At 66.1% G+C, this 15,491-nt stretch carries 16 protein-coding genes; 7 read left to right on the forward strand and 9 right to left on the reverse strand.

Annotated elements, in window-relative coordinates:
* The first annotated feature begins 13 nt into the window (after positions 1–13).
* Positions 14–2,293, forward strand: a complete 2,280-nt coding sequence (locus tag AB0L63_RS20925; protein ID WP_364503221.1) for a LuxR C-terminal-related transcriptional regulator — start codon at positions 14–16, stop codon at positions 2,291–2,293.
* 232 nt (positions 2,294–2,525) lie between these two features.
* Here the strand turns inward: AB0L63_RS20925 and AB0L63_RS20930 are convergent, their stop codons facing one another.
* Positions 2,526–3,230, reverse strand: coding sequence for a response regulator transcription factor (locus AB0L63_RS20930; protein WP_364503224.1), 705 nt, complete (start codon positions 3,228–3,230; stop codon positions 2,526–2,528).
* 165 nt (positions 3,231–3,395) lie between these two features.
* Between AB0L63_RS20930 and AB0L63_RS20935 the strand changes: the two genes are divergently transcribed.
* Complete coding sequence (locus tag AB0L63_RS20935) at positions 3,396–3,728, forward strand: hypothetical protein (protein WP_364503227.1); 333 nt, start codon at positions 3,396–3,398, stop codon at positions 3,726–3,728.
* Positions 3,729–3,747: 19 nt separating this feature from the next.
* Here the strand turns inward: AB0L63_RS20935 and AB0L63_RS20940 are convergent, their stop codons facing one another.
* From AB0L63_RS20940 to AB0L63_RS20950, 3 genes are all read right to left on the reverse strand, one after another.
* On the reverse strand, positions 3,748–3,924 hold the full coding sequence (locus AB0L63_RS20940; protein ID WP_364503230.1) for a tyrosine-protein phosphatase: 177 nt from the start codon (positions 3,922–3,924) through the stop codon (positions 3,748–3,750).
* 141 nt (positions 3,925–4,065) lie between these two features.
* Entirely contained in the window at positions 4,066–5,478 is a 1,413-nt protein-coding gene (gene xylB / locus AB0L63_RS20945) for a xylulokinase (RefSeq protein WP_364503233.1), read from the reverse strand.
* Positions 5,478–6,476 carry a zinc-dependent alcohol dehydrogenase family protein gene (locus AB0L63_RS20950; RefSeq protein ID WP_364503236.1) on the reverse strand — a complete coding sequence of 333 codons (999 nt, stop codon included), beginning with the start codon at positions 6,474–6,476 and terminating at the stop codon, positions 5,478–5,480. Before AB0L63_RS20950 ends, xylB begins: the two co-directional genes overlap by 1 nt.
* 67 nt (positions 6,477–6,543) lie before the next feature.
* Here AB0L63_RS20950 and AB0L63_RS20955 point away from each other — a divergent pair, with 67 nt between their 5' ends.
* The 3 genes from AB0L63_RS20955 (at position 6,544) to AB0L63_RS20965 (ending at position 8,909) form a co-directional block, all read left to right on the forward strand.
* A complete protein-coding gene (locus AB0L63_RS20955) occupies positions 6,544–7,056 on the forward strand; it encodes a hypothetical protein (RefSeq protein ID WP_364503239.1) in 513 nt (170 codons plus the stop codon).
* A 181-nt stretch (positions 7,057–7,237) separates the two neighbouring features.
* Positions 7,238–7,720 (forward strand): cation:proton antiporter regulatory subunit, encoded by a 483-nt coding sequence (locus AB0L63_RS20960; protein ID WP_364503242.1) that lies wholly within the window; start codon positions 7,238–7,240, stop codon positions 7,718–7,720.
* A 4-nt stretch (positions 7,721–7,724) separates the two neighbouring features.
* On the forward strand, positions 7,725–8,909 hold the full coding sequence (locus tag AB0L63_RS20965; RefSeq protein WP_364503245.1) for a cation:proton antiporter: 1,185 nt from the start codon (positions 7,725–7,727) through the stop codon (positions 8,907–8,909).
* Here AB0L63_RS20965 and AB0L63_RS20970 read toward each other — a convergent pair.
* The 4 genes from AB0L63_RS20970 to ppgK all read right to left on the reverse strand — a co-directional run bounded on the left by AB0L63_RS20970 (position 8,811) and on the right by ppgK (position 12,873).
* The gene (locus AB0L63_RS20970) at positions 8,811–9,758 is read right to left on the reverse strand and encodes a rhomboid-like protein (protein WP_364503248.1); all 948 of its coding nucleotides are present in this window, start codon (positions 9,756–9,758) and stop codon (positions 8,811–8,813) included. The two genes, AB0L63_RS20965 and AB0L63_RS20970, sit on opposite strands and share 99 nt — an antisense overlap.
* 255 nt (positions 9,759–10,013) lie before the next feature.
* Positions 10,014–10,220, reverse strand: a complete 207-nt coding sequence (locus AB0L63_RS20975; protein WP_364503251.1) for an MHYT domain-containing protein — start codon at positions 10,218–10,220, stop codon at positions 10,014–10,016.
* Between the two features lie 330 nt (positions 10,221–10,550).
* A complete protein-coding gene (locus tag AB0L63_RS20980) occupies positions 10,551–11,918 on the reverse strand; it encodes an RNA polymerase sigma factor (protein WP_364503254.1) in 1,368 nt (455 codons plus the stop codon).
* A gap of 196 nt (positions 11,919–12,114) precedes the next feature.
* Positions 12,115–12,873, reverse strand: a complete 759-nt coding sequence (gene ppgK, locus AB0L63_RS20985; protein WP_364503257.1) for a polyphosphate--glucose phosphotransferase — start codon at positions 12,871–12,873, stop codon at positions 12,115–12,117.
* A 180-nt stretch (positions 12,874–13,053) separates the two neighbouring features.
* Here ppgK and AB0L63_RS20990 point away from each other — a divergent pair, with 180 nt between their 5' ends.
* A complete protein-coding gene (locus AB0L63_RS20990) occupies positions 13,054–13,959 on the forward strand; it encodes an inositol monophosphatase family protein (RefSeq protein WP_364503260.1) in 906 nt (301 codons plus the stop codon).
* A gap of 67 nt (positions 13,960–14,026) precedes the next feature.
* Here AB0L63_RS20990 and cei read toward each other — a convergent pair whose 3' ends face one another.
* Positions 14,027–14,707, reverse strand: coding sequence for an envelope integrity protein Cei (gene cei / locus AB0L63_RS20995; RefSeq protein ID WP_364503263.1), 681 nt, complete (start codon positions 14,705–14,707; stop codon positions 14,027–14,029).
* Between the two features lie 429 nt (positions 14,708–15,136).
* On the opposite strand from cei, the gene AB0L63_RS21000 reads away from it, so the two are divergent.
* Positions 15,137–15,439 carry a DUF4193 domain-containing protein gene (locus AB0L63_RS21000; protein WP_364503266.1) on the forward strand — a complete coding sequence of 101 codons (303 nt, stop codon included), beginning with the start codon at positions 15,137–15,139 and terminating at the stop codon, positions 15,437–15,439.
* Positions 15,440–15,491 lie beyond the last annotated feature (52 nt).

A 15,491-nucleotide genomic window follows, 5' to 3' on the forward strand; every position in this document is an offset into this window, starting at 1 on the left:
CGTGGTGCGGCACGTGACAGGGAACCTCCCCGCTGAGGTGACGAGCTTTGTCGGTCGTGGCGCCGAGGTCGCCGCGGCGCGCAAGCTGCTGTCCAGCACGCGGGTGCTCACCCTGACCGGGCCGGGCGGCGTCGGGAAGACCCGGCTCAGCCGGCGGGTGGCAGAGGCGGTGCGCCACGCCTTTCCCGATGGTGTCTGGCTGGTCGAGGTGGCGCATGTGCACGACGGGGATTTGGTGGCGTTGACCGTCGCGCAGGCGCTCGGTCTGCGCGACGACACCACCTCACCCGTCGTCGGCCTGACCGAATTCCTGGCGGACAAGAGCCTGCTGCTGATCCTGGACAACTGCGAGCATTTGATCGGCGCATGTGCCGAACTGGTGGACCGGCTGATTCCGGCGACCACCGATGTGCGGATTCTGGCGACCAGCCGCGAGTCGCTCGGGGTCTCCGGGGAACAGGTCATGCCCGTAGCGCCGCTCGCCGTGCCGGAGGCGGACGAGGACGAGGCACGTCCGGCGCATGTCGACAGCGACGCGCTGCGGCTGCTGATCGATCGGGCCGTCGCCGCCAATCCCGACTTCCACGTCACCGATGCCAATCGCGGGACGCTCGCGGCGATCTGCCGTCGCCTGGACGGCATACCGCTGGCACTCGAGCTGGCGGCATTGCGGTTGCGGGTGTTCACGCCGGATCAGGTGCTCGCCCGCCTCGACGATGCGATGCGGCTGCTCACCGCCGGGTTGCGCACCGCGCCGGAGCGGCAGCAGACCCTGGAAGCCGCGATCCGGTGGAGCTATGACCTGTGCACACCCGACGAACAGCGCCTGTGGGAGCAGCTGTCGGTCTTCGCGGGCGGTTTCGATTTGGAGGCCGCGGAGGCGGTCTGCGTGGTTCCGGACGCGCTGTTGGACGCATTGACCGGGTTGGTGGACAAGTCGGTGCTCGGCTACCGGCAGAACAGCGACGGTACCGGGCGGTACACCATGCTCGAACCGCTGCGTCAGTTCGCCTTGGCGCGATTGGTCGCGCACGGTGGTGAGCGGGCGGTGCGCGTACGTCATCGCGATTACTACCATGGGGTCGCCGCGCGTGGGCGCACCGCGTACTGGGGCAGCGATGACGTCACCTGGTTCCGCGACGTCACTCGGGAACATCCGAATATGCGTGCGGCACTACAGTTCTCGCTCGCCGATCCGGAAAGTGTCCATCGCGCACTGGAGCTCGCGACGGAACTGCGCCCGTTCTGGGAGCACTACCGCTTCCTGCTGGAGGGCTATCGTTGGCTGCTGGAGGCGTTGGAGAAGGATCTCGACCATACGAAGGATCGGGCGCGCGCTCTGGCCGCCGCCTCGGTGATCGCCGCCATGCTGGCGGATCCGGAGACCGCGACGCGATTGGCGGGCGAGTGTCTGCATATCGCAACGGAACTCGATGCCGAAGATGTGCTCGTCGAACATGCCCTGCTCGCCGCCCTATTGGCATTCGCCGACGACGAACCGAGGCAGGCGCTCGATATCGCCGAGGCCGCCTCGGATCGTGCGCGATCCTGCGCCTACCACGGCGCCGAAATGGAAAGTCTGGCCTTCGCGTATGTCTGTGCTCTGGTGCTCGACGACGATCGGGCGGACGCGATCGCGGATCGATTCCTCGCCGAGACCAAGGACTATGATTCGCACCTGTTGGGTGGGTTGGGGCATTGGGCCGTTGGCACCAACTATTGGCGTAAAGGCGAGCAGGACAAGGCAATTGCGGAACTGCGCACGGCGGTCGAGCTGTTCAGCCTATTCGACCGATGTGTGTGGACGGCGTCGGGTTTCGACGGCCTCGCGTGGGTGGCGACGGCCGAGGGCGATCTGAACCGGGCGGCGCGATTGATGGGTGCCGCGTCGACGGTGCGGCGCGGCAGTACCCAGCGGCTCGCCCATGAGATGACCGAATTCGTGGGGGACAAAGTGCGCCTACAGGTGCGCGATGCGATGGGCGAGAAGGAGTTTCGGGCTGGCTTCGACGCGGGCGCGGCTATGGGGTTGGCGGAGGCCGTCGATTATGCGCTCGGCAGACGGTCGCGTCCAGCGGCTCAGGCGGTGAAAACCGTTGCGGTGGACATGCTCACCCGACGCGAGCGCGATGTCGCGCGCTTGATCGCGGCGGGCTACAGCAATAAGGGCATCGCGAGCGAATTGGTGATCTCGATCCGGACCGCGGAGAGCCACGTCGACCACATTCTCACCAAGTTGGGCTTCGCCTCGCGGACACAGATCGCTGCGTGGGCCAGCCGGAATCAGCTCTGACGCGTCAGTCGCCGGTCGCGCCGTCGATGCGTTCGCGCAGGAAGTCGGCGTGGCCGTTGTGCCACGTCACCAGCCGACTGTAACGCCGAACCCGCGGCCGGATCTCGTGAATTATCGCGACATCGGCCGGACATGATGTCTGTGTCGCCCCGGCACCGCCAGTTATAGGCTGGCGGCCGTGGCGGCGCGTCGGGAAGAAGTCCGGGTGATCGGAACAGTCGGAGGTAGGGGTTTATACCGCGTGCAGCAAATTCGAATCGGTGGTCGTCTCATACCGGTCCGGACCCCAGCGATAGCCGTAGCCGCGGATATTGGTGATCAATGCGGGGCGGTCCAATTTCGCGCGTAACGAAGCCATATGCACATAGAGTTTCCGCGATACGGCCTGCATCGAGTCGCCCCAGACGCAGTCCATCAATTGCTCACGGCTGACCGCGATTCCGGGCCGTTCGACCAGGACCCGCAGCAACTCGAATTCCAGCCGGGTGAGCGGAGCCAGTTCCCCGGCCACCTCTACCCGCCGCGCCGCGAGATCTATCCGGACGTCTTCGCTGGTCACCGTCTTACCCTGGGCGACACTGGCAACGCCGACCCGACGTGTGACCGCCTCCAGTCGCGCGACCAACTCTCCGATGCGCACGGGTTTGACGAGGTAGTCGTCGGCCCCGCTGTGCAGCCCGAGCACAATCGAACGCTCATCGTCGTCTTCGTCGAGAACCACCACCGGCACCGAGCTGACCTCGCGCAATTTGCGCAATACCTGCAACCCGTCCATATCCGGCAGGCCAACATCGAGGATAACGGCGTGATAGCCGTGATGCGCCAGCAGTAGGTCGGCCCCGCGATGCTTACGCTCCACCTGATGCCCGTGCAGTTCGAGCCCCTGTGCCAGGGTTGCACCGCCCTCGGCGTCATCGTCGATCATGATCAGCCGCATCCGTCTCACCTTCCCGCGCGATCCGCCGAATAGCAACGGACTTGCATGGTTGCCGCCGCCGCCCCAGCACGCAAAGTTATTCCATTGCCACCCTTGGGAAACGGCATTCCGAATGCTGACTGCCGAGGACCTGGTGGCCGCGGTACGTGACAATGTGAATCATCCGTGGAAGCCGGGTACGCGGGTGCGCTGAGCCACGATGTGATCCACGGTTTGGATATCACCGTCGCGCTCGGGCTCGACCGCATTGTCCCGGCCGATCGCATGCGGATGGTGCTCGGCGCGCTTTCGCCGAAGAATGTCAATTTCTTCGGCGTCGACCTGGACGGGATCGAACTGCGGGCCGACGATGTCGACTTCAGTTACGGCTCGGGATCGGTGCTCGCCGGGTCGGCCCAGGACTTACTGCTTGTGTTGTGTGGCCGGGCACTGCCCGCGGGAAGTCTGCGCGGCGATGCGGCCGAGAGATTCACCGTGCCGGTGTCACCATCGCGGTGACACCGGCATCGGCGGCATCTCACCTGTCGGTCAGCAGCTTCGCCTTCAGTGCGGAGAGCGTCGTGTCGTCGATGCCGAGCCCGTCGCTGAGGAAGCGGTCGAACGACCCGTAGGCCGCCTGGACCTGGTCGAAGGCCGCGTCCAGGAACTCGCGCTGCACAGTGAAGATCGGTTCGCGCAGCGTGCGATCGGTCACCAAGCCCTGGGCGACGCCACCTTCTGCGGTCGCAAAGCCGGCGCCACCGCCGCGCTACCACCGAGTGCTGATCCGATCAGCCCCGATTTGTCGCCATGGTTGCCACGTGAACGTCCATCGGCGTTTCCCGTCGCACCGTATTCATCGAGCGTAGAGGGCCTGGCGCGTGCTCTCGTATGTCGCTCGGATCCGTCGCCCGATCGCCCCACCGTCGCTCGGCGCACGGACCTCGGCGATGGTATGTGCGGGCCAACTCGGCGGCCGCCTGGTACCACTCAGGGCCCAGGCCGCCTGTCGGGCGGCCCCGAGTGCGGTGTACTCGTTCGGCTCCGGGACCGTGACTGTGAGCCCGAAGATCTGGGCGGTCAGTTCGGCGACCAAGGCGGAGCGGGCCGCACCGCCGATGAGCAGGACGCGCTGGATCGGGATTCCGGCGCTGCGCAGGTGGTCGAGCGCGTCGGCCACATTGCAGAGCATGCCCTCGATGGCGGCGCGTGCAATATGGCTGGGGCGCAAGGTTTCCGGTCGTAAACCGTGCAGACTGCCGGTGGCATTCGGCAGATTCGGGGTGCGTTCGCCGGATAGGTAGGGCAGCATGACGACGCCTTCGGAGCCCGGCGGTGCCTGGCGCGCAAGGGTTTCCAGGCCCGTGCTGTCGACGCCGAGCAGTGCGGCGGTCGCGTCCAGTACGCGCGCGGCGTTGAGCGTGCAGACCAAAGGTAGGAATGCGCCGGTCGCGTCGGCGAATCCGGCAATGGCCCCGGTGGCATCGGCACTGGGTGCGGCGGCGCGGAGGTAGACGGTGCCGCTGGTGCCGAGTGAGATGACGACATCGCCGTCCGCGATGTCCAAACCCAGTGCGGCACCGGCATTATCGCCGGTGCCCGCTGCGACGAGGGCGCCGCCGGGTGCGCGGCCGACCGCTTCGGCGGGGTCGGCGACCCGGGGAAGTTCCGGTGTTCGGCCCCGGAAGGCATGGGTGAGTACGTCTGTGCGATACCGGCCGGTCGCGGGCGACCAGTAGCCGGTGCCCGAGGCCTCGCCGCGATCGGTGGTCGGTTCGACGGTGGGATCCGACGGCCCACCCCGTAGTCGCCAGGTCAGATAGTCGTGCGGCAGCAGCACCCGGTGTGTGCGATCGGCGGCCTCGGGTTCGTGATCGGCCAGCCACCGCAGCTTGGTGACGGTGAATGCGGCCAGCGGCACACTGCCGACGGCATCGGCCCAGACCTGCGGACCGCCGAGTTCGGCGATCAACTCTTCGGCCGCGGCGGCGGATCGGATATCGTTCCACAGCAACGCATCCCGGACCGGCCGACCATCGGCGTCCAGCGTGACCAACCCATGCTGCTGGCCCGCGATCGCCACCGCATCGGCCCGATCCAGCAACCCGTCGCCCGCTGAACACAGTGCCTGCCACCAGGATTCGGCTGGTACCGCGGTGCCGTCCGGGTGTGGGGCGCGCGCCTGGTCCAGAATCTCGCCGGTATCCGCATCGCACAGTACGACCTTGCACGACTGGGTCGAGCTGTCGACTCCCGCGACGATGGCCATCAGGCACCCGGCCTGAGCTGGATCTTGCGGCCGGTGCCCGCGCGGAAAGTCTGTAGCGCTTTGCCGAATTCGGCCAATCCGAAGCCGTGGGTGATCATGGTGTCCGCATCGATCACGCCCTTGCCCATGAGCTCCACCGCGCGCCCGAAGCTGTGCAGCACTGCCATCGAACCCACTATGGTGATCTCGTCGTTGTAGATCCGGAACGGTGAGATCGATGCGGTCGCCGTGCCCGGCGCAACCCCGAACTGCTGGAACACTCCGCCCCGGCGCACCCGGCCGAGTCCGTCCTCGATGGCGGCGATCGCGCCCGTACAGTCGATGACCACCTCCCAACCCGGTGGGCGGTCGAATTCGTCGGCGGTGGTCGCAGTGGCATCCGCGCCGAGCTCGAGTGCCACCGCGAGTCGCGCGGTATTGATGTCGACCACCGACACCGACGCGGCCCCGGCGACCCGCGCCAGCTGCACCATGAGCAGACCCATGGTGCCCGCGCCGTACAGCAGATAGTGCGCGCCGAGCGCACCCGGCAGCACATCGAATGCGTGCACGGCACACGACAACGGCTCGACGAGCGCACCGTGCGTGGTCGACAGGGTCTCGGGCAGCCGATAGCAATTAGCGGCGGGCACCGCGACGTATTCGGCCATCGCGCCATCGACAGTGTCGCCGATCGCGCCCCACCGTTCGCACAGATTCCCGCGCCCGATCACGCAGTAATGACACGCGCCGCAGAACAGCGACGGGTCTACTGCGACGCTATCGCCGATCCGCACACCGTCGACGCCGGGGCCCAATGCCACCAACACACCGGCGAACTCGTGACCGGGCACGATCGGATACGGCGTCGGCGGGAATTCGCCGTCGGCAATATGCACATCGGTGCCGCATATCCCCACCGCATCCACCCGCACCACGACCTCGCCGGGGCCGGGCGTCGGATCCGGCACATTCTGGACGGCGAATTTCCCAGGCGTCTCGATAACGACTGCGCGCATAGCACTACTTTGCGCCCCGACACCGCCGACCCGTCGCATTTCGGCCCGCCATATCGCGAATTTCCGGATGAGGCAGACTGGCGCGGTGAACGACGACCCGGACCGGCACGCCGACGTGCACGTCCGCACGGGCGACGGAACCATACTGCCGGACCTGACGGATCCGCTGCTGGACGATCTGCTGCACGAACCACCCGACCCGAAGTATCCCGCCATCGTGCTGGAACGTGGCGAGCATGCCTACCTCCAGGCTCGTCTGCTCCCCGACGGCGTGTACGAACTCGAGCACCGCGCCGCCGGATCGGACGATTGCTTCCAGATGTACACCCCCGATGCCAAGCTCGTGCGCGATGTCATGTGGACGTGGATCGACGAAAACACTTGGTGGCGTGACAGTGTCGGGTGGTATCGCATCGATCCGGCGGTCGCGGAATTGGAAGCCGCCCGACGCGAATTGTCCGGTCTGTTGGACGGACTTTCGGTCATGGACGGCATCGAGTCGGCCATGGACGATGCATTGAACCGTGCGGACGAGCTGCTCGCCATGGAACTTCCGGGTGACGAGCTGGACCGAGGTTAGACATCCCAGGTCCGTAAGTTGTCGGGGCGAAGACCGGCCGGGGCACGATCCAACCCCGGGAATCGACACTCGTTCCAGGGTCGGGCAGTGCTCACCGGCTGGCGGCTCAGGCGATCAGCCTGCCGACCACCGACCACTACCGGCGGTAGGCTCGCCGATCGACTCCCATTAGGGTGGAGGTGTGAATGTCGATGTCACCGCCCTACCCGGGATCGGAGTACGCAAAGATTTCCAGCTGCGCTCGGGTCGCCGGGTCGGTGTGGTCGATCACCGAGACGGCGGTATCGACCTGATCGTCTCCAAAGCGGATGACCCGGATTCCTGCGCCGCGCAAGTGCCGCTGACGCCCGACGAGGCCGCGGTGCTCGCCAATCTGCTCGGGTCGCCACAGTTGGTGGCGAAGCTACATGAGGATCACCGCGACCTCCCCGGGATCACCACCCGCCAGCTACCCATCGGCGAGGATTCGCCGTACGAGGGCCGCACCCTCGGCGAGACCGGAATGCGCACGCGCACCAAGGCTTCCATCGTCGCGGTGATGCGCGCGGGGCAGCTGCATCCCTCGCCGGGACCGGATTTCACCTTCACCGGCGATGACATACTCGTAGTCGTCGGCACGCCCGACGGTCTGGACGCGGCCGCGAAGATCCTGACGCACGGGTGAGACCGTGAACGAAACCGCGCTGGCCTTTATCGAGCTCGGGGCGGTGTTATTTGTCCTCGGCATGCTCGGGAGGGTGGCGGCGCGCGTCGGTATGTCCCCGATTCCGCTGTATCTGCTCGGTGGGCTGGCCTTCGGCGAGGGCGGATTCGTCGAACTGGGCGCCGCGAACGAATTCAGCCATATGGCGGGCGAAATCGGCGTGGTGCTGTTGTTGCTATTGCTCGGCCTCGAATACACGGCGGCCGAATTGGTGACCGGATTGCGTCGCTCCTGGGCCGCGGGCCTGTTTGATCTCGTAGCGAACGCGACGCCCGGCGTGGTGGTCGCACTGTTGCTCGGCTGGGGGATGACCGGAGCCATCACCCTGGCCGGGGTCACCTACATTTCGTCATCGGGCATTGTCGCCAAGGTGCTGAATGATCTCGGCCGCCTCGGCAACCGAGAAACCCCGGTGATCTTGTCGATTCTGGTCTTCGAGGATCTCGCGATGGCGATGTACCTGCCGATCCTCACCGCGGTCCTGGCCGGTACGAGTCTGCTGAGCGGGCTGACCGTGCTCGGTCTGGCCCTGGCCACTGTCACCCTCGTCTTGGTCGTTGCGCTGCGATACGGCCGGTACGTCTCGGCGATCGTGGATAGCACCGACCGTGAGGTCTTCCTGTTGAAGCTGCTCGGCGCCGCGCTGCTGGTCGCCGGTCTGGCATCGGCGCTGAATGTTTCGGCAGCGGTCGGAGCATTCCTGCTCGGCATCGCGATCTCCGGTTCGACCGCCCGCGAGGCGACCAAACTGCTGGAACCGATCCGGGATCTGTTCGCGGCCATCTTTTTCGTGGCCTTCGGATTCAGCACCGATCCGCGGGCCATTCCGCCGGTACTCGGCTGGGCGATACTGCTCACGGTGGTCACCGTGCTGACCAAGGTCGCCACCGGCTGGTGGGCGGCAAGTCGGCAGGGCATCCGCCGGATGGGCCGGGCGCGCGCGGGCGTGGCACTGGTCGCGCACGGTGAATTCTCCATTGTCATTGCGGGTTTGGCTGTGGGCCTGGGTGCGGTCGACGGCCAGCTCGCCGCACTCGCCTCAGCCTATGTGCTACTGATGGCGGTGCTCGGCCCGATCGCGGCCCGCGCCGTCGAACCGCTCATCGGCATGGTGCGCCGCCACTCCAGACCCGCTGTCAGCACCGGATAGCGGCGGCGCCGTAGCGGAACTCGGTCCGGCAGCGTCACCGGCTACGGGAATCCGGTGCGCTGCAAGCGGATTCGTCGCCGAAACCGGCGTCGGCGCGCCGGACGTAGCCTCGCGTTCGGCACGGAGGCGTTCGATGCGCCGCCAGAAGATCGATGCGATGAATCCGACCAGCAAACCGATCAGGGCCGCGCACATATGCCCGTAGTCGGTGAAGGTCGGTCCGATCAGTAGCGCCGAGGTGAGGACCGCGACGATGACACCCGCCCACAGCACGCGGGCCACTCCGCGGAAGTGGAAGGCCATGGCCGCCAGCACCGCGGTGAATCCGTAGCTGGTGCCGACATCGGCCGCGTACTGCACGCGCACCGGGATGACGTGACGGTCGATGGCATGGCCGATCGCGGTGACGGTGAGCAGCGTCGCGCCGATATGTCCGGTGGCGAACAGCAGAATCCAGCGGCCGGTGCCGAGCCAGCGTTCGGCGAAGCCCATGACCACCAGAATCTCGGCGATGGTGACCCAGGGGAATTGCCCCTGAGTCCAGAATGCCGACGCCACCAGCACCTGCACCGGGTTGTGCTGCATGTTGTAGAGGTTGGTGGAGGCCGAGAAGATAAGCCTGCGCTCCACCGAATCGCCGACCCCGCGCAGCGTCCACCAGGTGACGAACAGGGTGAACGCGTAGGCCGTACTTGCCGGCGCCTCGGACAGGTGCTGGCGTAGTTCGGGCAGCAGTCGGCGCAGCAAGCGGGGCCGACGCAACCACGACCAGACCGTGCGCAACTCGTCACCGAGGTCGACGGTCTGCGTCCAGGGGGAGCGGATTCGGCGCAAAGTGGGGGCAACCACAATGTACAAGTCTGCCGGTTCCTGAGCGCTTCTGTTCGCAGACCCGCCACGTCTGTGTCCTGGCTCACCTGACCTGGTCGTTCCGCCGTAACGTCGATGCACACCCGGGCAATATCTGCTCCGCAGAATTGGTCTGCCGACCAAGAGGTCGACAGACCGGGGCCAGCAGCAAATATAACGGTCGACGAGCCCCGGATCACCCCACTGACCAGCGGCGAATCGCCGCACCCGATCGGCAGTGGGTGTTCGCGGCACTCACACGTGCGGCAGCGGAGCTCGGGTGACCCGCCACACCCTGGGCCTGCGCGGCACGCGATACGTTTTAGACGCGCCAGTGGAACTGCTCGCGAAGGTGACCCGATATTCGATCGCACCGCCGGTGATCATGGACAGCAATACGATTCGTCCGTCGTATTCGATGACCGCATCGGATTTCATCGCGTACATGCCGGAATAGTGCATGGCGCCCGGTGTACGCGGCCTCGCCGACATCCCGGTGCAGTGCGTGCCGCAGACCCGAATTGGTTGACGGGCCGGACACTGTCTCGGTTGCGGCCGCATCGCGGATCGGTTGCGTGGCAGAGTGCCGAAAGGGTCTGTCGCAGAATCTATTCGGTCAAAGACGATGGAAATTCCCGCGGGCACAGCCGGATTCGAGGGTAGCGGGACCGTACACGGATCGAATACCGGGCAGAGTTGCCGGTCGATGGGATGGCAAGAAGGGCCAGTCGGGTGCGAAAAGGAAGCGCCCGCGCTGTTGGGCGCGGGCGCTTCGGAATCGAACGAAACGAACTAGTCGAGGTAGTCGCGCAGGACCTGCGAGCGGCTCGGATGGCGCAGCTTGCTCATGGTCTTCGACTCGATCTGCCGGATGCGCTCGCGGGTGACCCCGTACACCTGTCCGATCTCGTCGAGGGTGCGCGGCTGGCCATCGGTCAGACCGAAGCGCAGCCGGACCACGCCCGCCTCACGCTCCGACAGCGTCTCCAGCACCGACTGCAGCTGATCCTGCAGCAGCGTGAAGCTCACCGCGTCCACCGCGACCACGGCCTCGGAGTCCTCGATGAAGTCGCCGAGCTGGCTGTCGCCCTCATCGCCGATGGTCTGGTCCAGCGAGATGGGTTCACGCGCGTACTGCTGGATCTCGAGGACCTTCTCCGGCGTGATGTCCATTTCCTTGGCCAGCTCCTCCGGGGTGGGCTCGCGGCCCAGGTCCTGGAGCAGCTCGCGCTGGATGCGGCCGAGCTTGTTGATGACCTCGACCATATGCACCGGAATGCGGATGGTGCGGGCCTGATCGGCCATGGCGCGGGTGATGGCCTGCCGGATCCACCACGTGGCGTACGTGGAGAACTTGTAGCCCTTGGTGTAGTCGAACTTCTCCACCGCGCGGATCAGACCGAGGTTGCCCTCCTGGATCAAGTCCAGGAATGCCATACCGCGGCCGGTGTAGCGCTTGGCCAGCGAGACCACCAGACGCAGGTTGGCTTCCAGCAGATGGTTCTTGGCGCGGTTGCCGTCGCGCACGATCCAGGTGTAGTCGCGGCGCATCGCGACCGGCAGTTTCTCACCCTGCTCGGCGAACTCGCGCACCTTCTCCGCCGCGTAGAGGCCGGCCTCGATCCGCTTGGCGAGTTCGACCTCCTCCTCGGCGTTGAGCAGTGCGACCTTGCCGATCTGCTTGAGGTAGGCACGCACCGAGTCAGCCGACGCGGTGAGCTCGGCATCCTTGCGGGCCTGGCGCAGCGCCTCGGATTCCTCCTCGTCCCAGACGAAGTCGCCGGAGGCCTTGTCCGCGGCGGATGGTTCGTCGGCCTCGCCCTCCTCGACCTCCTCGGCGACGTCCTCGACCAGTTCCTCGGCCTCGTCGGCGAGATCGTCCTCGGAAACCTCGAGATCGCCGAGATCCTCCAGATCCATATCCTCGGTCTCGAGGTTCTCGTCGCCGGGCTCGCCTTCCGGTCCGGCCTTCTTCGGTCCGGCCTTCTTGGCCGGGCTCTTCGTCGCCTTCGCGGCGGCCTTCTTGGCCGGAGCCTTCTTGGCGGCGGCCTTCTTGGCCGGAGCCTTCTTCGCGGCAGCCTTGCGGACCGGCCGTGCTTCGGTTACATCTGCGGAGTCGGCATCGGCTGATTCGGCGGTCTGACGGGTCGTGGCTACCACGTACGCCCTTTCGTGACGGTCTCGTGCGGCGTCACGCCAGAGTGGTGTTCCGGCGGAGCGGTCTGTCGGGTTACACCGGCTGAGCGCCGGGTCTGGGGTTTCCGGCTCGCGGCCGGAGTATGTTCCATTGTAACGATCGAACCAGGGTACCTACGGCACGATCCCAGCAACGACTAATGCCGTACCCTCCGCGCGTCTACGGTGCGATGCCCGCATCGATCGCCATGGCCGCTCCGACGATGCCCGCGGTGTTCTCCAGTCGGGCCGGAATCACCGGGGTTCGGTTGGTGAGTAACGGAATCCATTGCTCGGCATCTCGGCTGATGCCGCCACCTGCGACGAAGACCTTCGGCCAGAACAAATTCTCCAGGCCGTCGAGCACAATGCTGACCCGGCCGGCCCACTGCTCGTAGGTCAGGCCGTCGCGATCCTTGATCGAGGCGGCGGCGCGGTGTTCGGTCTCCATGCCGCCGATCTCGAGATGGCCGAGTTCGGTATTCGGCACCAGCGTGCCGTGGAACAGCAGTGCCGAGCCGATGCCGGTACCGAAGGTCAGCAACACCACCAGACCGTCGAAATCCTTTGCCGCGCCATAACGATCCTCGGCCAGACCGGCCGCGTCCGCGTCGTTGAGCACGGTGACGGTGCGGCCGTCGAGCGCCTGGGAGAACAGCGCCCGCGCGTCGGTGCCGATCCATGCCTCATCGATATTGGCGGCCGTCTGCGCGACACCGTCCAGCACCACCGAGGGCAGTGTGATTCCGACCGGGCCGTCCCAGCCGGCCTGGGCGACCAGTTTGGTGACCGCGTCGACGACCGCCTGCGGTGTCGAGGGATGCGGTGTCGGAATCTTGATCCGCTCGTGGACCAATGCGCCGGTGGCCAGATCCACCGCGGCGCCCTTGACGCCGCTGCCACCGATATCGATTCCGAATGCGTGCCCCCGAGCGGACATGACGTTCCCTCGTTCCTGTGCTGGCCGATGTGATGAACGCGCCGCCGCGCAGGAACTCACCACCGGCTGGTCGCGGAGCATGCGGTGATGTGCCCGACGACGGCGTTGTGTCGTGCACGACAAGAGTAATGGGCGGGCAGCGGTTCCCGTTCGCCGAGGATCTGTGATGGCATGGGGGTCATGCCGGAGACAACAGCGTCAGTTACCGCCCGACCGACCGCGACACCATCCGAGGATATTGCCGAATTGCGCCGGATCGCGGTCCAACTCGCCGAAACCGCGGCCGCGCATGTGCGCTCGCGCCGCCCCGAGGTATTCGGTCCGGAGGGTGCGCGCGATGGGGCCGTGCAGACCAAGGGACACCCCACCGATCCGGTGACGATTGTCGATACCGAGACCGAGGATCTGATCCGGCGCCTGCTCGACGAGACACGCCCCGGCGATCCGATCCTCGGTGAGGAGGGCGGCGGCAGCCTGGACGACGGTACCGGGGACACCGTGCAGTGGGTGGTCGACCCGATCGATGGCACTGTGAACTTCCTGTACGGCATTCCGGGCTATGCGGTTTCGGTGGCCGCAATGCGCGACGGACAACCCATTGCCGGTGCGGTGGTCGATGTCGCGCGGGCGGCGACCTACAGCGCCGCACTGCGGATGGGGGCCACGAAGGTTAGCGGTGACGGCACCGTGGAGCATCTGCGCTGCACGCCGGTGCGATCGGCGTCGATGGCCTTGGTAGCCACCGGATTCGCCTACGGCAAGCACCGCAGAGCCAGGCAGGCGGAGCTGGTCGCGCAGATCCTGCCGGAAATCCGGGATATCCGCCGCCTGGGCGCGGCGGCACTGGATCTATGCTTCGTCGCCGAGGGCCGCATCGACGCGTACTACGAGCACGGACTCAACGCGTGGGACTGGGCAGCGGGCGCTTTGATAGCCGCCGAGGCGGGTGCGCAGTTGCGCTTGCCCGCGGCGGTCAGCCCGGGTGCGGCGGGTGAGTTGGTCCTTGCCGCCGCACCGGGCGTGGCGAACGAGTTGACCGAACTGTTCGAACGTGTCGGCGCGACCGCCGCGATCCCGGACGCCTGAATAACGGATCGCCCCGGTCTGCCGAAGCGGCACACCGGGGCGATGAAGGTTGGTTCGGGGATGTCGGTCAGCAGCGCGCCACGCGCGCCGCGGACAGCAGTTTGGGATCGATCGACGGGGATCCGCCCGGAGCCGGATTCTTCAGCGATTTCAGCACTTCCTCGGCGTCCGGGCTCGGCCGCAGCGATTCGCCGAATACCGAGCCGAGCACCAAGTCCACGGTGTCGTCGTTGCGCTGATCCTCGATCAGCTCGGCGCACGGCGCGACCAACTGGACCGAGGCGGCGGCCGGTCGACCGTTCACACCGAAGCGGATCTGACCGGTGCAATTCAGGTCGCCGTTGACGAAGACCGTATCGTTACCGAACTGCTGCCCCGGCGCACCCGCGAAGCCCAGATCGCCGAGCGCCGACGCGATGTGAGAGGCCTGACCACTCTTGTTGTTCGCATTCAGCACGCGGACCTTCGAGGAAGCCAGCGGCGCCGGTTCGACATCGGTCAGCCGCGACTGGCCGACCCGCTGACCCAGCGGGGCCGGTTGGGGCGATTTCGCATCGGTGGCCGGGCCCGGCGAATTGCACGCCATCGCGGTTCCGCTGCTGTCCTCGGTGGTCAGGGCCTTGACCCACACCACGGTGCAGATCAGGAGTAGGACGCCGACCAGGATCAACCATGGCTGGTTGCGTCTCCGGACGAAAGGTTGACCCGCTCGATCCGTTGCGCTGCCTTCGGTGATGAGTGAAACCACGTGCACACTCTACGAAAGTGTTTCGGGGTCTGAGGGATGGCAGGTCGGTGGGTTCGGCCGGCGTGGGTAAAAGGCGTGGGTAAAAACAGTGCGTAAGGTCTCGGTGAGCTCACGGTTGGTGTCGATTACCCCTCAATTTCGAATCGTCTGTGTTTTGATTGCGACTTTTGCCGTGGCGTCCGCTATTGTCTGGCGGCCCAGATCGAATCATCGCAGCCTGAATCGGTGGTCGGTCGCGGGAACAAGAAGGGCATGTCCTGCGTTTACCGAGCGCTATCAAAGGTGGGTCCGCATGGTCCGCCCTGATAGGGGACCGGTGTACATGTGACGTGCACCACTGGCGGGGCGGTGCTGGTCATTCCGATTCGAGGGAATCGGGGTGAGTGGCCCGGTCCGGGATATACGGAGTAAGGACGAGGGGAAGACGACATGGCAACCGACTATGACGCACCGAGGCGCACTGAATCCGACGAAGTGTCGGAAGATTCGCTGGAGGAGCTGAAGGCTCGTCGCAACGAGGCACAGTCCGCCGTCGTGGATATCGACGAATCCGATACCGCGGAGTCGTTCGAGCTTCCCGGCGCGGACTTGTCCGAGGAGGTCCTGACAGTTCGGGTGATCCCGAAGCAGGCCGACGAGTTCACCTGTTCCAGCTGTTTCCTGGTCCATCACCGGAGCAGGCTGGCCAGTGACAGTGGCGGTCAGCTGATCTGCATGGACTGTGCAGCCTGATCTCCGGCGCGAGATCTGATCTCCAGACCGAGATCAACGGCCAGCCCGCGCT

The organism is Nocardia sp. NPDC051990 (genome assembly GCF_040680755.1).
GTDB lineage: Bacteria > Actinomycetota > Actinomycetes > Mycobacteriales > Mycobacteriaceae > Nocardia.